The sequence below is a fragment of the Serratia sp. YC16 genome, assembly GCF_009707615.1.
Taxonomy (GTDB): Bacteria; Pseudomonadota; Gammaproteobacteria; order Enterobacterales; family Enterobacteriaceae; genus Serratia; species Serratia surfactantfaciens.
The window spans coordinates 150,462-166,321 of record NZ_WLYN01000004.1 but is presented as its reverse complement, the minus strand read 5'-3'; the positions used below and the strand labels follow the sequence as shown (position 1 = coordinate 166,321).

Here is a 15,860-nt window from a genome sequence, read left to right as displayed (position 1 = left end):
GCGAACCGGGCGGGCCACGGGTTACTTCGGCGGCGGCAGGAACGCCATTTGCGAAGGGCTGCCGATCGGCAGATAGCCGCCCGCAAAGCTGAGTTTGCCGTCCGTCGGGTTGACGCTGAAGCGGGTGACGTTATCGCTGCGCTGGTTAAGCGCATACAGATAGCGGCCATCCGGGCTCAGCGCCAGCGAACGCGGGTAATCACCGCGGGTCCAGGTTTCCGCCACCGGTTTCAACTCACCGCCGGCGCCCACGCTGAACTGGGCAATGCTGTTATGCAGCCGGTTGGCGACGTACAGCGTGCCGCCATTCTTGCTGAGCGCCAACCCCGAAGCGAAGCTGGTACCCTGATAGTCGGCGGGCAGCGCGGAAACCGCATGCAGTTGTTTCAGAGTACCTTTTTGGCGATCAAAACGGTAGCTGGTCAATGTCGAAGCCTCTTCGTTCACCAGCAGCACGGTGCCGCCGTCCGGATGGAACACAAAGTGGCGCGGACCGGCACCGGCGGACGAGGCGGCGATCCACGGCGGATCGTTCGGCGTCAGCCGGCCGCTCGCGGCGTCAAAGCGCCATTGGTAGATGCGATCCAAGCCCAGATCGGTGGAGAACACGAACTTGCCGCTCGGATCGCTGGCGATCATATGGGCATGCGGGCCGTTGTGATCGCTGATGGCGAAGCTGCCGTTCACTGCCGCCGCCGGTTTGTCCGCCCCCGCCGGGCCCTGCTGTTGCTGCACCGAGCTGGCGGCACCCAGGCTGCCGTCCGCTTCGATCGGGAAAGCCGCCACGCTGCCGCTGACGTAGTTGGCCACCAGCAGATGGCGCCCGTCTGGCGTCGATGAGAGATACACCGGCCCCGCTCCCTGCGAATCCACCTGGTTGAGCTGGGTCAGGCCGCCGTCGGCCGGATTGACCCGGTAAGCGGTGATACCGCCGTGTTTGCCGCCGTTGAAGTCGGCCACTTCACTGGCGACATACAGCGTCTTGCCGTCAACGCTCAGCGTCAGCTGCGCCGGATTCGGCACTTTGCTGACCAGCGTGGCGTGGCTCAGCGCGCCGCTGGCCGGATCGACCTGCACCCGGTAAACGCCTTCGCCGTTGGGATTGTAGGTGCCGATATAGGCGAAATGAGATGACGTGGAGTTCATTGCATCCTCAGCATGCAGCGCCGGGCCGGTCACGGCCAGCAGCGCCAGGAACAACGCGGTGCGTCGGGTTGGAGCCTGCCAGTTTCGCATAGTAATCCTCAGTATATATCCGTCATCTTTCAAGCCGCAGCGTTGTTGGCTGCCCGCACTCACCCCAGTCACTTACTTAAGTAAGCTCCTGGGGCTCCTGCGCTTGCCGCCTAGCTGCAACTTGAAAGCTATAGGCTATAGCTAACGGCGGCGCGGCATGCCGCGCCACGGGAAAACCTTCGCCTCCCAGCGTTTACCTCATCCCATTACGCGTTCAACCCACCAGCTTTTTGGTCATCGCCAGCAGGGTTTTCACGTCCTGCGGACGCGTGTCGCCGCTGGCGGCGTCGATGATCGAGCTGTAGATATGCGGGATCACGCGTTTCACACCGGCCGCCAGCGCGATCTCGACGATCGGCTCGTAGTTTTCCAGATCGATGCCGCCGGTCGGCTCCAGCATAAAGTCATGCTCGGCACAGGCCTTGGCTACGTACTGGTATTCGTCCTTGCACTTCAGGCCGCCCATCGGGAAATACTTGATGGAGCTGCCGCCCATGTCCTTCAGCAAGGCGATGGCGGTTTCCACCGGCACGATGCCGTCCGGAGCCTCGGCGCTCAATGGGCCGGTAGAGATCTTCACCCAGCCGACGCGGCCGGTCGGCGATACCAGGCCATTGACCACGCTGTCGTTCTGGCCCAGCAGCGCGCGGCTGGCGCCGACGCCGGTAAACACCTGGTTAACGTGCTGCGGCTGCACCTGCTGAGCGATCAGGCTGACCATCGCCGACTGCTTCGGATCGCCGGCGCCCAGGCCGACCGAGAGCGCGTTTTCAATCAGGCGCGCATAGCGCAGCATGTCGGTCACCGCGCTGTCGACGTCCGGGTAGTTCTTGGAGAGCACGCCCACCAGCACATGGCCTTCCGCCGCGGCATAGATGTCCTGCGCGTTGGCTTTGGAACCGGCCAGCACGTTCAGGCAGACGCGGTCGCGATAGTAGTTAGGCTGCAGCTTCATGCTTGTTTCTCCGTAAACAGGTTCTTGATACAGCTAAAGACGGTCATCAGCTGTTGCTCGTCGACGCTGCGCACGTCGACCTCAATCTTGCCCTCGTTGGCCTTGTAGCCGCGGAAGTAGATGGCAATATCGCCGGTTTTCAGCGCCTGGACGATGTCATAGGTCGACCGCCCCAGCACCGCTTCGTCGAAAGTGATCTCGGCGCGGGCGATATCGCGGCCGGCGCTGTCCCAGACGGTTTTGGCGCTGACGCCGGTCAGGGTGTTGAGGCTATCGAGGAACGGCGTCATCCGCTCCACCATCTGTTGCCCGGTGGTTTTCTCAAGCGTCAGATAGCTTTCAATTGCCTGCGTCAGGCCGAGGATGCCCTCTTTGCCGACCTTCATCGCCCGGCCGATGCCGCCGGACTGCAGCTTCACCCACTCGACGTACTGTTTCTTGCCGATAACCAGGCCGCTGGTCGGCCCCTCGATGGCTTTGGCGCCGCTGTAGATCACCAGATCGGCCCCCATCTGGTAGTAACACATCAGATCTTCTTCCGCCGCGGCGTCGACAATCAGCGGCAGGTTATGCTTGCGCGCCACCACCGCCGCCTGTTCGACGGACAGAATGCTTTTCTGCACGCAGTGGTGCGATTTGACGTACAGGATCGCCGCCGTCTGCGGCGTGATGCAGGCTTCAATCTGCTCCGGCGAACATTCGTTGGCGTAGCCCGCCTCCACCACCTTGCCGCCGCCCAGCGCCACCATGGTGTCCACCGGCGCGCCGAAGTTGACGTTGTGGCCGCGCGGCAACACGATCTCGCGCGGCACGGTGATCGGCGCCGAGTGCAAGTTCACCAGCAGATTGGCGTTATCTTTAACGATCGCTGCCGCCACCGACTGGGCGATGCCCGCCGAGGCGCAGGAAACGATCACCGCGTCCTCCACGTTGAGCAGGTCAGCGATGTAGGCGCCGGTCTTGTTGACCAGATCCTTGATTTCGAAGTAGTGATTCAGGCCGTAATCAACGGCGTCGATCACGTCCTGGCGCGGCGTGGAAACGCCGAGAATGGTCATGCGGCCGGAGGTGTTGATCACCTGCTTCAAACCGTATTTTTCATAAATCGAAGACATGGCTTGCCTCCCCTTGTTCGGTTAATAGGATTTCCCCGGCCACCACCGCGGCCAGTGGCACCAGCAGCTGTTCGCCTTCGGCGGTTTGCCCTTCGGCGTCGGCGAAGACCTGCGGTTCGCGGCGCAGTTCAAACAGCGTGAAATCGGCGTCATAGCCCGGCTCCAGCCGGCCCTTGCCGCTCAGCTGCAGCGCCGATGCGGCGTTCTCCGTGACGCAGGCGATCACCTGCGGCAGCGTCAGGCCGACGCTGAAGAATTTGGACATCACCGTCGCCAGGCTATGCACCGGCCCATTCATGCGGTTGCGGCAGTAAATATCGGAGCTGATGGTGTGCGGCAAAATCCCCAATTTGATCGCCTGGCGCGCCACCTCGAAACTGAAGCTGGCGGTGCCGTGCCCCACGTCGAGCAACACGCCGCGCCGCAGCGCGCGCTGGATAGACTCGCGCAATGTGCCCGCCGGCGTCAGAATGCGGTTTGGTTTGCCGTTGTAGCAGTGGGTGATGATGTCGCCGCGGGTCAGCAGATCGGCGATCTCGTCCAGATCCGGCGGGTTGTTGCCGATATGCACCATCAGCGGCAGCTGGCGGTTTTCCTGCTGGATCTCTTTGGCCAACACCAGCGGCCGGGTGCCGTTTTTCCCCACCACACTGCTGCTCATGCGCGCCTTGATGCCGATGATGAAACCGGGGTGGTTGGCGATGGCCTGGCCGGCCTCGCGCTTGTCGATGTCCGCCATATCCGCCAGCTCGTTCTGCCGCAGCAGGCCGATGCGCGAGATGTTGAGGAAGGCGAAAACGTTGGTTTTGGCGCTGCGCGTCAGCTGATAAAAAGCGTCGATATCGTCGGCACCGGTGCTGCCGGCGTCGACCACGCTGGTGACGCCGCTGGCGACGCCGACCCGATCCGGTTCGTCATGGTAAATCGGCGATTCGGGATAGCAGTGCACGTGCGCATCGATCCAACCGGCGCTCAGGCGGCAGTTACCCGCCAGATCCAGTTGGCGAACGGCGCTGACGTCCGCCGCCAGCCGCCCCACCGAGGCTATTTTGCCGTCCTTTACCGCCAGATCGATCAGCGTATCGTCCGCCAGTCTGGCGCCTCTAATTACTAAGTCATACATACCGCATTGCTCCTGTTAGCCCGGGCGCCGCCGCAGCATCGGGCGGCGCCTGGCGCAGGCCTCTTAAGAAATGGCTACCGGGAAGATCGCTCCCAGGATCATCGCGCCGAGGATCGCTCCGCCGGTGATCGGTTTGCCCCAGATATAGAACAGCAGCGCGCCGAGCAGCGAACCGATGCCGATCGGGATCGAAGCGGTCATCGCCGACAGGATGATCAACGGCCCGAGGAAACGGCCCGACGAGTTGCCCGCGCCCATCATCACGTCCGCGCCGTAGGTGGAGTTGCTCTGATTGATGGTGAATTTGCGCGCCAGGATGATCACGTAACCGATCGCCAGGCCGATGATCAGACCGGTGGCCAGCGACGCGGCGAAGTTGGCGACCGGGAACACGATGCCGGCCCCCAGCAGCAGCGCCGGTACGCCCAGCCCGACGCCGGTCTGGATCGCGCCGCCGATGTCCAGGATGCCCACCAGCGAGCCTTCGATGATGCGCGCGAACAGGAAGCTGGCGCCGAACGCCGCCACCGCGCCGTACACGCCGGTATCCATCCCTGCCCGCAGCATGGAGACGAACGCCACTTCGTTAAAGGCACCGATGCCGTACAGGTAGTACATGTGCGTCCCGGCGAACACGCCGGAGGACAGCAGGCCAACAAAAATCGGGAATGACCAGTCGGCGTACCAGAAGCCTTTTTGGGTTTGCTCTTCCATCATCCCGCTCCTTATTTACCGCTCAGGGTGTTGTGAATGGCGTCCAGCCAGCCCGGCACGCCGAGGCTGAAGGACTCGAGAACTTTCATGTCGAAGCCGCGGAAGAAGCCGCTCAGCACGAACAGCAGCACGATCACCGCCATCATGATCTTGGTGATCTTGTTCCAGCCGCTCTCTTCCACGCCTTTGCCGATCAGAATGCCCAGCACCAGGCCCGGTACGGCGTTGCCCATGATCAGCTGCGCCAGGCCGCCGAAGATGGTGCCCCAGAAGCCGGAACGGCGCCCGGCGTCGATCGCCGCCAGCCAGAAGATCACCGGCATCACGGTATTCACCAGCAGGTTGGCCGCCGGCACCAGCACCTTGATCGCGGTGACCTGCAGCGCGGCGGGCACGGCGGAAGCGGTGGTGTTGAGGAAGGCCACCACCAGCATGCCGATGATGCCGCAGGCGATAGCCATTTTTTTCGGATCGTGCAGCGTTTGCGCCAGGTTGCGGTTCTTGACCATCAAGGCCGCCGCGCCCCAGTGCGGAATGATGCGGTGGTCGACGTCCTGCGTGAAGGAACCCGCCGCCACGGAAGACGCCCAGGCGTTGAAGAAGAAGCCCAGACCGAATGAGAAATGGGAAGCCGGATCGCCCTCGCAGGAGTTCAGCTCGCCCAGGGTGCGAAACGCCCCCATGCCCTGTGTGGTCGGTGCGTGGAACATGCGCGCGGCGCCGGCCCCTACGCCGACCCCCACCAGTCCACCGATAATAATCGATTTAAATAAGATGATTAAAAACATCAGTATACCCTTTCATTTATGCTAACGTTTTTATTTCGTGACGAAGACAACCTTCTCGGTGTTGATAATGGTTACGTTCACGGTTATTTCCAGAGAAACGGCATAGCTTTTTCTTTCGCGCGGCAAAAAGAAGAAAAGAAATTTCTCTTTAGTTATTTTCTCTTCCGCTTTCAAGACGCTGACGTCCTGCGGCTCGATGCGCAGCAGAATATTATTGGTGGACTTTAATACCGCGCCCTGCACATTAGCCAAGGCGGAAGCAAAAGCTTTCGCCTTGCTGTCGCCTTTACCCTCCACCTTTACCGATGTGGTATATTGCTCTTTCATTATGGATTGCCATGTTTTTTGACGTAGGCTTCCACCAGTTTCTGGCCCAGCTCTTCTTTATCCATAAAGCCGAAGCCCAGCACGTTGTAGCCTTCGTTAATTGCCGTCACGCCCTCTTCCACCGAGCGCATGCCGTATTTTGCCTTGTAGCCGTGTTTGGTTTGCGCGGTAATCGCGCCGGCGCCGCCGCTGCCGCAAAAAGAGATGCCCAGCTGCGCGTTTTCCGCTTTCATCACGTCGCCCAGCTTCATATCCGCCGCCACGCCGGGGATGACTACCGCTTTTCCGCCTGCGCTTTCAACGCCTTGTCCGACTTTTTGCCCTTTACCCAAACGATCGCCGATCACTACGGTAATTTGACCCATGGTATATTCTCCTGATTGAAATCGATGCGTTAACCGCTATGCGTTATTATCTTTCGCCACTTCGAAGTGCACGGACAGCAAATAGGCTTCTTCGATAGGCAATGTGCCAAACTGATTCACCACGCGCTCCGCCATTTGCATGGATTCGGCAGAAATTTCGTCGAATAACGATTTATCCACCTCCGGCAATGGCTCACCTGTTATTGAACGCAGCACCATGGCGCGAATATGCGACTCCAGCATCTGTTGCTGCACCGCATTGGTATAAATATTGTCAGCATTCAGCATCGCGGTAATATCCGCCAATACCCGAGCGGTGATCGCCCCGGCTTCGCTGACATCGGATTGTTCAATTTCTTTTATCGAAGCAGATCCATCATTCACTTTTCAGTACCCCTAGATCCCACATTAATCAGTAAGCCGTAAAGCGCATCACCTGAATAACCCGCTTTCTGTGATGTCTTTACCCTACCCCCGCCAGGATTTTCTGTGTAGACCGGTTTTTTCCAGTTCGAAGTGGAAATCGAATGACGCGCGGAGATCCATTTCGCAAAACGGCGCGGCGGCGAAAAAGTAAATGAGATAACAAATACATAACCCGGCTAACCGTTTCTTTTGCCACGATTGACGATAAAAGCCTTCGTGATCGGGATCTCTTTCTTTTCTCGCCTCAACCGCCTACTATCAATAGGACAAACCGACATTACCCACACCCCCGCTCCTCTGGCGCGGGGGTGTTGCTTTGTGTTGTTTTTCCGAATTTATGGGTGCACAGACTGGCACCCTTTGATTTGACTGGAGAGTGGAATGACCAAACCCATCATTACTATTAATGAGCTGGATGCGGAACGCCTGGATGCGCTATTGGAACAACCGGCCTTTGCCAACACCGACGTCGCCGCCGCGCTGAACGACGAATTGGATCGCGCGGAGATCCTGCCGCCTGAGAAGATGCCGGCCAACGTGGTGACCATGAACAGCCGCGTGCGTTTTCGCGATCTGCACACCGATGAAGAGCACGTGCGCACGCTGGTCTATCCGGCATCGCTGAAAGACAGCCACGATCAGCTGTCGGTGATGGCGCCACTGGGCGCAGCGCTGCTCGGCATGCACGTCGGCAAGCAGATCTCCTGGCAATTGCCGAACGGTGAAGAAGCGCGGATTGAAGTGCTGGAATTGCTGTACCAGCCGGAAGCGGCGGGCGAATACCACCGTTAAGCGGTTATCAGGGCGGCATCTGGCCGCCCTTTCTGTCTCAGAGGCAGATGGCGATCAGCACGGCGATCAGCAGCAGTACGTAGATTTTGGCATGTAGCGCATCGCTCACCTTCGGCAAACAGCGCCTGGCAAACACGATCCCCGCAATCCCCGCCGCCACCAGCAGCCCCAGAATGTTCAGATTGACGTAGCCCAGATACTGCGGCCCGCTCATCTCGCGCCACCCCAACACGACATACATCAGCGCGCCGATCACCGCCACCGGGATCGACAACGGGTTGGCGGCGCTGACGCAATACTTCATGTCATAACCATGGCGGCGCAGCAGCGGCACGGTCATCACGCTGCCGCCCACCCCCAGCAGAGTGGCGATGCCACCGATCAGCGGCCCGCCGCCCCACAGCGTGGCGGTGGACAGTTCGGCGCGCGCCGGTTTGATCAGGAAGCCCCGGCGGAACAGACAGTCAGCGATGGTCACCGCCATATAGACCACGAACAGCCCGCGTATCACGCCGTCCGCCAACAGCGAGGAGGCGAACGCGCCCAGCGCCGCCCCGATGCCGATGAAAAAGATCAGCGGCACGATGGTTTCGCGCAGCAGGTTGCCGCTGCGCCAGTTGGTCAGGGTGGCGTAACTGGCGTTGAGGATCATCACCGCCGTCGAGGTCGCCACCGCAATATGCATCGCCTGACCGGGCTGCTCGCCCGACGCGGAGATCAAATGATAGACAAAGGGCACCACCACAAAACCGCCGCCGAAGCCGAACAGAATAGTGGTGATGCCGGTCAGAAAACCGGCACCCAGCACGATGAGCGTTTCAATCATGGCCGTGCGCCCGAACGAAGTCGTCGAACCCGGCGCAGAACTGCCCCGCCAGCGGGTGGAAACGATCGCCGACGAACAGCCCCAGATACTGCTCGCGCACGGCGTCATGGTCCACCAGCTCAATGCCCGCCTGTTCCGCCAGCGCCAGCGTCTGCGCGTCCGGGAAGCCCCAATAGCGCGAATCGCCCTGCTTCTCCGCCGCTATCGCTTCGCTGTGCTCCGCCCGCATCAGCTGGCGCGCCAGGAAGCCGCCGCTCTGCACGCCCAGCAGCATCATATTTTCCAGGAACGACAGGTCGTGACGCAGCTCGGCAGGCAAGCGGGCGAGCACCGGCCCCGCGTCCCAGTGCTCATCCATTTCATGCAGCGTCACCGCACAATCCTTGTCACCGTTCATCATCGCCCGGAACAGCGTCATCACCCCGCGATAGCGCGGCAAATCCCCCGGATGCAGGTTCCACAGCAGCTTGCCGCGTCGGCTGAAGGCTCGCACATAGTCAGCGGAAAATTTCTGATAACAACGCAGGGAGATCACCCCGTCCATATGCCCGAGGCTGCTGATAAACGTGGCGTCGTTGATGTCGAGAACGCGATGCGCTTTTACCCCGGCGGCGGCCAGGAACAGGGCCGGCGGCTGATAGGCGCCCTCGCAGGCGCCGGCGTTGCGGCCAACGAACGGAAACACGAAATCATTCAGCACTTCGCGCTCATACAACCCCAGTCGGCGAACCGCCGGCTCCTGTGTGCGTCCGGCGCTTTTCGCCAGGGGGAAATACACCGTAAAAGCACAGTCGTCCTTCAGGGCGGCGATCAGATCCTGGCACACCAGCCAGGAGAAAATGTCGTTGCCGACAAAGAGCGCTACGTTTTTCATACTTCAGCCTTCTTTGCATTGAAAATAGGGTTATTGAACACGATCTTGCTGATATCCCGCGTGATGGATTCCATCGCCGAGGTGTAGAAAAGGTCGCCCTTGGCGGGCGCGCCGAGCGAGTAAAGATGCTGCTCGCGACCGCGGCGGTCCGCGATTTTCAGCGTATGCGGGTCGCACTTCACGCCGCCGAACAGGTTCTCCTGCACCAGCCCATCCTCCAGCAGCTGATGGCTCAGGCGATTGGGCGGCAGTTGATAAGAGGGTGTGGTGCAGTTGAACAGGTATTGCGTATGCACCCGAGCATCATGGCAACGCAGGATAAACCCGTCCGCTCCCTTGCTGATATCCGCCAGGCCGCCACAGACGCGCAGACGCTGGCTCTCCAGGGCCGCCGCGATCTTGTTGGCGTTTTTGATCGGCATGGCGTGCCGATTGCGCATCCAGGAGGAGTTGTAAAAACGCATGAAGACCTGCCGGTTATGAGCATCCATCTTGACCCAGGCAGCGCAGACTGTCGGATGGATCGCCGCCAGATAGCTGCAGATATGTTCCCGGGCAAAGCGCGCCCGATCGAGGCTGTCCGCCAGATCGCGATAACAGTCGCGCCTTTCCCCCAGCGCCGAAAGCACCACCAACCGCTCCGGCCCCGGATAGTGACGCGCCAGCGCGGCGTTGATCGCATGCACCAGCTGATGCGCATCAATAAAATCATTGCCGGCGACAAAGCGCCGCAGCTCCGTCACAAACGCTTCCGGCGGCGGACGCATCAGCGCCGGCTGCACACTGGGGAACAGACCGGAACGCGACAGGGCACAGATATCGGTCGCCCCCAAACGCTCCATAAGTTCAACGATGGCGTCGATCGCCGTCAGGCTGCAGCCGATGACACCGATGGCCGAGTAAGGGTTGATCGGCGGCAGCTCCTGATGCGCCTGATAAGCGATCACCCCGTCCACCGGATAGAGACATTCCGGCGGGTTGTGCCCCGAACACAGCACCAGCGCGTTCATCTGTTCGACGGCGCCGCAGGCGGTGGTCAGCCGATAGCCCGCCTCGTGCGGCGCGATGGCGTTCACTTCGGCGGTCACGAAATTCAATGTCACGTTACTGTCCGCCGCCATATACATTGTCATGTCGCGAATAAAATCGAGATATTCCCGATATAGCCAGCGCGGCGGATAACGATCCTGACAAAATTGCGGAAAATGCATGGCGATCCAATCGACGAAATGCGCTTCGTCGAAAATATCCGCCGACATATTTTCCGGCGTCATATTTAATATATGGCTGTCAAAATCGCTGCTGTATGCCATCCCGCCCTTGAAGCCCTGCTTGTCGAAAACCGTCAGGGAAAGCGGTCTTTTGCAATGATTAACCGACTTATTTTTTATAAAGTTATAGGCAAAAGAGATCCCGGCGGCTCCGCCGCCAATCACACCGAACTTATACATGAAATATCACCTTATAGTCATTGAACTGCGCTAAGAACTATTGCTTCAGGTGTTGGAATAAAAAGACGCCTTATTCCTTATTAACTTCTTGTATTGCGAGAACGAGAACGCTCGTCCCACCCCGGTGTGAAAACTTGCACGGGCTTCCTGGCCGATAAAATAACGGCGCCCCGGACAAGCATTATTTTTCTGCCCCGATAGTAGAACCCGGGGAGCTGGCTTGCTTTATATGAAGGGCCAACTATCATTGCGTTTCGGCCAATCTGCTCGCCAAAGGGGATACATGCGCAATGTTCGCATTGATGACTTCGACCATGTAGCGCGCGCGGTGATCGCCATCGGGACCGACTATCCGCCGGGGCACCTGTTGCCGATGCACAGCCACCGGCGCGCGCAGTTGCTGTACGGCGCCACCGGCGTGATGCACGTTTTCACGCAGCAAGGCAATTGGGTGGTCCCGCCACAGCACGCGGTGTGGCTGCCGCCGCAGATGCCGCACGCGGCGAGGATGGTCGGCGTCACCACTCGCAGCCTGTACCTCGAACCCGGCGCCTTGTCCGCCGCACAGCCTCAGGTATGCCAGGTGGTCAGCGTCACCCCGCTGATGCGCCAGCTGTTGATGGCGGCGGTGGATATGCCGCTGGAGTATGAGCAAGCGGGACGCGACGGGGCATTGGCGACCCTGCTGCTGCACGAGCTGGCCCGGCTGCAGCCCTTGCCGCTGCATATCCCGCTGCCCGCCGATCCGCGGCTCGGCGAGCTGTGCCACGCCTTTTTGCAGCATCCCGACGCCCACGACTCCGCGCAGCAGTGGGCCCCGCGTCTGTACATGAGCATTCGCACCTTCAGCCGCTTCTTTCGCGCGCAGACCGGTATGCCGTTTTCGCAATGGCGCCAGCGCGCCTGCGTGGTGCTGGCGCTGGCGCTGCTGGCGGAAGGGTGCAGCGTGACGCAGGTGGCGATGGAGATGGGGTATGACAGCAGCGCGGCGTTTTCAACCATGTTTCGCCGCGTGCTGGGGCAGGCGCCCTCTGCCTATCTGACGGAGGACGGGCGCGAGGGTTGACGGATTAGCGGAATTTCTTGTGGTTGGCGTCGCGGGTCTGCTTGAAGCCCTGCGCCACTTGCTTCGCTTCGGCGACTTTGCCTTGATTGGCCAGCGCCAATGCCTGATCGATCTGGCCGATCAAGGTATCCAATCCGCGATGAAAATCTTGCATTTCCGGGCTGTCGGCGGCTTTGTCCTCCAGCTTCGGCGGGGTGCCTAGTTTGGCGTCCTGCGCCGCCGCGCGCATGTTCTGCAGGCTTTGCTTGAGGGTGGCGGCGGAGTCGGTATTCAGCACCGTTTTGTAGTTTTCCGCCAGGGTGTCCATATCGTCGCCGAGATCGGCGGCGACCGCCAGCGAACTGGCCGCTAGCAGCGCCAACGCCGCCAGCGCTTTCAGGGTATTCTGCATGTTTGCTCACCTTCCAGTTATTGTTTTAATTAACCCACCGTTACCATAGGCAAGGCCGGGCGAAATCGAAACCGGAGATTTGTAAGCAAGGTTGAGACAGGATAATGCGCAGCCGGCAGGCACCGGCTGCGCTGGGGATCACTGGCCGGCGATCTTCATTTCCGGCAACAGCACCGAACCGCACTGGATATTGCTGCGGGTTTCGATATCGCTGCCGACGCTGACGATGTTGCGCAGCATGTCTTTCAGGTTGCCGGCGATGGTGATCTCGCTGACCGGATATTGGATCTCGCCGTTTTCCACCCAGAAACCGGCGGCGCCGCGCGAGTAATCGCCGGTGACGCCGCTGACGCCCTGCCCCATCAACTCGGTGACCACCAGGCCGGTGCCAAGCTGTTTCAGCATGCCGGCAAAGTCGGCGCCCTGCCCGGCAATGCGCCAGTTATGGATGCCGCCGGCATGGCCGGTACTGTGCAGGCCCAGCTTGCGCGCCGAATAGCTGGTCATCAGCCAGGTCTGCAGCACGCCGTCCTTGACGATATCACGCCGTTGGGTGCGCACGCCTTCGCTGTCGAACGGCGTCGACGCCAGCCCTTTCAACAGATGCGGATGCTCCTCGACGGTCAGCCACGCCGGCAGGATCTGCTTGCCCAGCGAGTCCAGCAGGAAGGTGGATTTGCGATAAACGCTGCTGCCGCTGATGGCGCCCACCAGATGGCCGAACAGCCCGGTGGCTACCTCGGAAGCGAACAGCACCGGCGCCTTCATGGTCGACAGTTTGCGCGGCGCGAGACGCGCCAGCGTGCGGCGGGCGCACTCCTGCCCCACCCACTCAGGGCTTTGCAGATCGCCCATCGCCCGGCCGATGGTGTAAGCGTAATCCCGCTCCATGTCGCCGTCCTGCTCCGCGATGACGCAGCTGGACAGCGAGTGGCGGCTGGAACAGTAGCTTTGCAGCATGCCGTGGCTGTTGCCGAACACCTTGATGCCGTAGTGGCTATTGAAGCTGCCGCCTTCGGTGTTGGTGATGCGTTTGTCCGCCGCCAGCGAAGCCTGCTCGGCGCGCGCCGCCAGCTCGATGCCGCGTTCGGCGTCCAGCTCGATAGGGTGGAACAGATCGAGATCCGGCGCCTCAAACGCCAGCAACTCTTTCTCCGCCGGGCCGGCGCAAGGATCTTCCGAGGTGTAGCGCGCGATGTCCAACGCCGCCTGCACGGTGCGGGCGATGGCGTCCGGGCTGAGATCGGTGGATGAGGCGCTGCCTTTGCGTTGGCGGTGATACACGGTAATGCCCAGCGCGCCATCGCTGTTGAACTCGACGTTTTCCACTTCGCCGAAGCGAGTGCTGACGCTGATGCCGGTCGATTTGGTGACCGCGACTTCCGCCGCGTCGGAACCGGCGCGGGCCAGCTCCAGCGCCTGAGAAACGGCCTGTTCCAGCGCCTTGCGCTGTTCTGCAACTTGAGTGACTACTTTCATCAATCTGCCATAATTAATCAGAAAATCGTTGAGAAAAGTGCCGGAGCGGCGTAGTTGTGCACGCGAGGCGGCGCGCAAAAATCCTGAGATCTCTGCCGTTGAGTCTAACAGGAACCGCGTTGAATTTCGCATAAAGCCGAAAGGCAAAACCGGGATAACATGCAAAACTCCCCCGTCACTCGACGATCAGTTTTACCGACTTGCCGATATTCGCCATCATGTTGACCAACGCATCCAGCGTGAACTTCTCGGTTTTCTGATTCACTACGTCGGACACACGCGGCCGGGAAGTGTGCAGATAACGTGCCGCCTCCTCCTGACGATAACCTTCTTCCTCAATCCACGCGCTGATCTCTCCCATCAGCTGCTTTTTCAGTGCGATAAGCTGCGCAATTTCCGCATTGGACTGCGCTTGTAATTGCCGAGCCTCGTCGGCGGAAAACCCCAAGTCCGCAAACACATTGCCGCCTGTTGGCGTAACGTGGCGCGAACCGGTATCAATCGGCTTGGTCATGACCTTTACTCCGCTCATTAATGACCGCGTCATAACGCGCTTTGATTATCTGAATATCGTGGCGGCTGGTTTTCTCCGCCTTCTTTTGAAAGCTGTGCAGAACGTAGATCGCTTCGCTGAACTTTGCCATATAGACCACCCTGAACGCACCGCCGATGGCATATAAACGGATTTCGATAACGCCACTTCCGCAACTGGCCATCGGTTTCCAATTACCGGGCTCCAGACCTCTTTGCACTTTACTCAGTTCAAATCCTGCGGCTTTTCGCGCATCGATTGGGAAGGCCAACAAATCCTCTAACGATGAACCGCGCCAATCAATGGCTTTCTCGATGCCGTCATCCATGAATACCTCCTCCTTTTGTATAAAATTTTATACAAGCATGATGATAAAAACAACAGCATGAATTCAGAGGACAGGCGGCCAGGCATGATAATGCCCCAGTGTGGCAGCTATACTCAGTTTGCTCAGGGCACGCAATTGGCGGGTTGCCGGACAACCTGTTAGGATTAGCCTCTTTTTAACGGAGCCTACCATGAACAAACAGCCTGAAGACTGGCTCGACGATGTCCCGGAGAATGAAAACGAGGACGATGACGAGATTATCTGGGTCAGTAAAAGTGAAATTAAACGTGATGCCGAAGCGCTGAAAGACCTAGGGGCCGAAATGGTCGATCTGGGCAAAAACGCGCTGGACCGCATTCCGTTGGACGAAGATTTGCGTGCCGCCATCGAGCTGGCGCAAAAGATCAAGAAAGAAGGCCGTCGCCGTCAGCTGCAGCTGATCGGCAAGATGCTGCGCGCCCGCGATATCGAGCCGATCCAGACCGCTCTCGACAAGCTGAAAAACCGCCACAACCAGCAGGTTTCGCTGTTCCATAAGCTGGAAGCGCTGCGCGACCGCCTGGTGGAAGAAGGCGATGACGCTATCCCGTCGATCCTGGATCTGTACCCGGCCGCCGATCGCCAACAGCTGCGTTCACTGGTGCGCAACGCGCAGAAAGAGAAGGCCGCCAACAAGCCGCCTAAGGCTTACCGCCAGATCTTCCAATACCTGCGCGAACTGGCCGAAGCGGCCGACTAAGCGCCGCCGCCATCCCGGGATGAACCCGTTTCATCCCCGGTGATGCGCCGGTTCGCCGCTGCTTTCGCGGATATTGAAACGCAGGCTGCCTTCCAGCTCTTCTTCCGCCTCTTCAAACAGCAGAATGATCGCGCCGAAACGACGCTTGCTGCGGGCATTCAGGTGGGTGAACTCGATTTCCACCGGCAAACCGATATCGCCGGTCACCACGTCCCACAGCGCGTCGAGGTTGGCGCCAAACTCCTCGTTCAGCGCAAACTTGTGCGCGAAATCGCGGTAGAAGGCCGGCACATCCTGGATCTGCTCAAAATCAAACTCTACTTTTGCCATCAA

General features: G+C 59.9%; 20 protein-coding genes. 3 read left to right on the top strand and 17 right to left on the bottom strand.

Annotated elements, in window-relative coordinates:
- Nucleotides 1-21 precede the first annotated feature (21 nt).
- The 9 genes from GKN89_RS15060 to GKN89_RS15020 all read right to left on the bottom strand — a co-directional run bounded on the left by GKN89_RS15060 (nt 22) and on the right by GKN89_RS15020 (nt 6,986).
- On the bottom strand, nt 22-1,236 hold the full coding sequence (locus GKN89_RS15060; RefSeq protein ID WP_154747282.1) for a lactonase family protein: 1,215 nt from the start codon (nt 1,234-1,236) through the stop codon (nt 22-24).
- A gap of 214 nt (nt 1,237-1,450) precedes the next feature.
- Nucleotides 1,451-2,191, bottom strand: coding sequence for a KDGP aldolase family protein (locus tag GKN89_RS15055; RefSeq protein ID WP_019453144.1), 741 nt, complete (start codon nt 2,189-2,191; stop codon nt 1,451-1,453).
- Entirely contained in the window at nt 2,188-3,306 is a 1,119-nt protein-coding gene (locus GKN89_RS15050) for a DgaE family pyridoxal phosphate-dependent ammonia lyase (protein ID WP_019453145.1), read from the bottom strand. The genes GKN89_RS15055 and GKN89_RS15050 overlap by 4 nt, the downstream gene beginning before the upstream one ends.
- On the bottom strand, nt 3,290-4,429 hold the full coding sequence (locus tag GKN89_RS15045; RefSeq protein ID WP_074054998.1) for an amidohydrolase/deacetylase family metallohydrolase: 1,140 nt from the start codon (nt 4,427-4,429) through the stop codon (nt 3,290-3,292). The genes GKN89_RS15050 and GKN89_RS15045 overlap by 17 nt, the downstream gene beginning before the upstream one ends.
- A 63-nt stretch (nt 4,430-4,492) precedes the next feature.
- Entirely contained in the window at nt 4,493-5,143 is a 651-nt protein-coding gene (locus GKN89_RS15040; RefSeq protein WP_004937013.1) for a DUF4310 family protein, read from the bottom strand.
- 11 nt (nt 5,144-5,154) lie between these two features.
- A complete protein-coding gene (locus GKN89_RS15035; protein ID WP_004937006.1) occupies nt 5,155-5,931 on the bottom strand; it encodes a DUF4311 domain-containing protein in 777 nt (258 codons plus the stop codon).
- Nucleotides 5,932-5,961: 30 nt separating this feature from the next.
- The gene (locus GKN89_RS15030) at nt 5,962-6,258 is read right to left on the bottom strand and encodes a DUF4312 family protein (protein ID WP_019453147.1); all 297 of its coding nucleotides are present in this window, start codon (nt 6,256-6,258) and stop codon (nt 5,962-5,964) included.
- Nucleotides 6,258-6,623 (bottom strand): glycine-rich SFCGS family protein, encoded by a 366-nt coding sequence (locus GKN89_RS15025; RefSeq protein ID WP_019453148.1) that lies wholly within the window; start codon nt 6,621-6,623, stop codon nt 6,258-6,260. The genes GKN89_RS15030 and GKN89_RS15025 overlap by 1 nt, the downstream gene beginning before the upstream one ends.
- Before the next feature lie 36 nt (nt 6,624-6,659).
- The gene (locus GKN89_RS15020) at nt 6,660-6,986 is read right to left on the bottom strand and encodes a glycine dehydrogenase (RefSeq protein WP_086012753.1); all 327 of its coding nucleotides are present in this window, start codon (nt 6,984-6,986) and stop codon (nt 6,660-6,662) included.
- A gap of 444 nt (nt 6,987-7,430) precedes the next feature.
- Here GKN89_RS15020 and rnk point away from each other — a divergent pair, with 444 nt between their 5' ends.
- A complete protein-coding gene (gene rnk, locus GKN89_RS15015; RefSeq protein WP_004936993.1) occupies nt 7,431-7,841 on the top strand; it encodes a nucleoside diphosphate kinase regulator in 411 nt (136 codons plus the stop codon).
- A 37-nt stretch (nt 7,842-7,878) separates the two neighbouring features.
- On the opposite strand, the gene GKN89_RS15010 is transcribed toward rnk, so the two are convergent.
- From GKN89_RS15010 to GKN89_RS15000, 3 genes are read right to left on the bottom strand one after another with little or no spacing between them, the layout of a single operon-like run.
- Nucleotides 7,879-8,667 carry a sulfite exporter TauE/SafE family protein gene (locus GKN89_RS15010; RefSeq protein ID WP_019453150.1) on the bottom strand — a complete coding sequence of 263 codons (789 nt, stop codon included), beginning with the start codon at nt 8,665-8,667 and terminating at the stop codon, nt 7,879-7,881.
- Nucleotides 8,660-9,541 carry a formyltransferase family protein gene (locus GKN89_RS15005; RefSeq protein ID WP_019453151.1) on the bottom strand — a complete coding sequence of 294 codons (882 nt, stop codon included), beginning with the start codon at nt 9,539-9,541 and terminating at the stop codon, nt 8,660-8,662. Before GKN89_RS15005 ends, GKN89_RS15010 begins: the two co-directional genes overlap by 8 nt.
- The gene (locus GKN89_RS15000; RefSeq protein ID WP_019453152.1) at nt 9,538-10,992 is read right to left on the bottom strand and encodes an FAD/NAD(P)-binding protein; all 1,455 of its coding nucleotides are present in this window, start codon (nt 10,990-10,992) and stop codon (nt 9,538-9,540) included. Before GKN89_RS15000 ends, GKN89_RS15005 begins: the two co-directional genes overlap by 4 nt.
- 283 nt (nt 10,993-11,275) lie before the next feature.
- Here GKN89_RS15000 and GKN89_RS14995 point away from each other — a divergent pair, with 283 nt between their 5' ends.
- On the top strand, nt 11,276-12,058 hold the full coding sequence (locus GKN89_RS14995; RefSeq protein WP_154747281.1) for a helix-turn-helix domain-containing protein: 783 nt from the start codon (nt 11,276-11,278) through the stop codon (nt 12,056-12,058).
- A 4-nt stretch (nt 12,059-12,062) separates the two neighbouring features.
- On the opposite strand, the gene cybC is transcribed toward GKN89_RS14995, so the two are convergent.
- From cybC to GKN89_RS14975, 4 genes are all read right to left on the bottom strand, one after another.
- The gene (cybC, locus tag GKN89_RS14990; RefSeq protein ID WP_019453154.1) at nt 12,063-12,449 is read right to left on the bottom strand and encodes a cytochrome b562; all 387 of its coding nucleotides are present in this window, start codon (nt 12,447-12,449) and stop codon (nt 12,063-12,065) included.
- A gap of 138 nt (nt 12,450-12,587) precedes the next feature.
- A complete protein-coding gene (gene pmbA, locus GKN89_RS14985; protein ID WP_154747280.1) occupies nt 12,588-13,928 on the bottom strand; it encodes a metalloprotease PmbA in 1,341 nt (446 codons plus the stop codon).
- 175 nt (nt 13,929-14,103) lie between these two features.
- The gene (locus tag GKN89_RS14980; RefSeq protein WP_154747279.1) at nt 14,104-14,442 is read right to left on the bottom strand and encodes a helix-turn-helix domain-containing protein; all 339 of its coding nucleotides are present in this window, start codon (nt 14,440-14,442) and stop codon (nt 14,104-14,106) included.
- A complete protein-coding gene (locus GKN89_RS14975) occupies nt 14,426-14,788 on the bottom strand; it encodes a type II toxin-antitoxin system RelE/ParE family toxin (protein WP_154747278.1) in 363 nt (120 codons plus the stop codon). Before GKN89_RS14975 ends, GKN89_RS14980 begins: the two co-directional genes overlap by 17 nt.
- Before the next feature lie 190 nt (nt 14,789-14,978).
- Here GKN89_RS14975 and yjgA point away from each other — a divergent pair, with 190 nt between their 5' ends.
- On the top strand, nt 14,979-15,527 hold the full coding sequence (gene yjgA, locus GKN89_RS14970; RefSeq protein ID WP_019453156.1) for a ribosome biogenesis factor YjgA: 549 nt from the start codon (nt 14,979-14,981) through the stop codon (nt 15,525-15,527).
- Nucleotides 15,528-15,557: 30 nt separating this feature from the next.
- Here the strand turns inward: yjgA and GKN89_RS14965 are convergent, their stop codons facing one another.
- A complete protein-coding gene (locus GKN89_RS14965) occupies nt 15,558-15,857 on the bottom strand; it encodes a barstar family protein (RefSeq protein WP_019453157.1) in 300 nt (99 codons plus the stop codon).
- Nucleotides 15,858-15,860 lie beyond the last annotated feature (3 nt).

What these genes read in the sequence shown, in the direction of transcription:
- GKN89_RS15005 (WP_019453151.1), bottom strand. Translation starts at nt 9,541, where the DNA reads ATGAAAAACGTAGCGCTCTTTGTCGGCAACGACATTTTCTCCTGGCTG.
- GKN89_RS15045 (WP_074054998.1), bottom strand. Translation starts at nt 4,429, where the DNA reads ATGTATGACTTAGTAATTAGAGGCGCCAGACTGGCGGACGATACGCTG.
- yjgA (WP_019453156.1), top strand. Translation starts at nt 14,979, where the DNA reads ATGAACAAACAGCCTGAAGACTGGCTCGACGATGTCCCGGAGAATGAA.
- GKN89_RS15035 (WP_004937006.1), bottom strand. Translation starts at nt 5,931, where the DNA reads ATGTTTTTAATCATCTTATTTAAATCGATTATTATCGGTGGACTGGTG.
- GKN89_RS15060 (WP_154747282.1), bottom strand. Translation starts at nt 1,236, where the DNA reads ATGCGAAACTGGCAGGCTCCAACCCGACGCACCGCGTTGTTCCTGGCG.
- GKN89_RS15025 (WP_019453148.1), bottom strand. Translation starts at nt 6,623, where the DNA reads ATGGGTCAAATTACCGTAGTGATCGGCGATCGTTTGGGTAAAGGGCAA.
- GKN89_RS14980 (WP_154747279.1), bottom strand. Translation starts at nt 14,442, where the DNA reads ATGACCAAGCCGATTGATACCGGTTCGCGCCACGTTACGCCAACAGGC.
- rnk (WP_004936993.1), top strand. Translation starts at nt 7,431, where the DNA reads ATGACCAAACCCATCATTACTATTAATGAGCTGGATGCGGAACGCCTG.
- GKN89_RS15040 (WP_004937013.1), bottom strand. Translation starts at nt 5,143, where the DNA reads ATGGAAGAGCAAACCCAAAAAGGCTTCTGGTACGCCGACTGGTCATTC.
- GKN89_RS14995 (WP_154747281.1), top strand. Translation starts at nt 11,276, where the DNA reads ATGCGCAATGTTCGCATTGATGACTTCGACCATGTAGCGCGCGCGGTG.
- pmbA (WP_154747280.1), bottom strand. Translation starts at nt 13,928, where the DNA reads ATGAAAGTAGTCACTCAAGTTGCAGAACAGCGCAAGGCGCTGGAACAG.
- GKN89_RS15000 (WP_019453152.1), bottom strand. Translation starts at nt 10,992, where the DNA reads ATGTATAAGTTCGGTGTGATTGGCGGCGGAGCCGCCGGGATCTCTTTT.
- GKN89_RS14965 (WP_019453157.1), bottom strand. Translation starts at nt 15,857, where the DNA reads ATGGCAAAAGTAGAGTTTGATTTTGAGCAGATCCAGGATGTGCCGGCC.
- GKN89_RS15055 (WP_019453144.1), bottom strand. Translation starts at nt 2,191, where the DNA reads ATGAAGCTGCAGCCTAACTACTATCGCGACCGCGTCTGCCTGAACGTG.
- GKN89_RS15030 (WP_019453147.1), bottom strand. Translation starts at nt 6,258, where the DNA reads ATGAAAGAGCAATATACCACATCGGTAAAGGTGGAGGGTAAAGGCGAC.
- GKN89_RS15010 (WP_019453150.1), bottom strand. Translation starts at nt 8,667, where the DNA reads ATGATTGAAACGCTCATCGTGCTGGGTGCCGGTTTTCTGACCGGCATC.
- GKN89_RS14975 (WP_154747278.1), bottom strand. Translation starts at nt 14,788, where the DNA reads ATGGATGACGGCATCGAGAAAGCCATTGATTGGCGCGGTTCATCGTTA.
- GKN89_RS15050 (WP_019453145.1), bottom strand. Translation starts at nt 3,306, where the DNA reads ATGTCTTCGATTTATGAAAAATACGGTTTGAAGCAGGTGATCAACACC.
- cybC (WP_019453154.1), bottom strand. Translation starts at nt 12,449, where the DNA reads ATGCAGAATACCCTGAAAGCGCTGGCGGCGTTGGCGCTGCTAGCGGCC.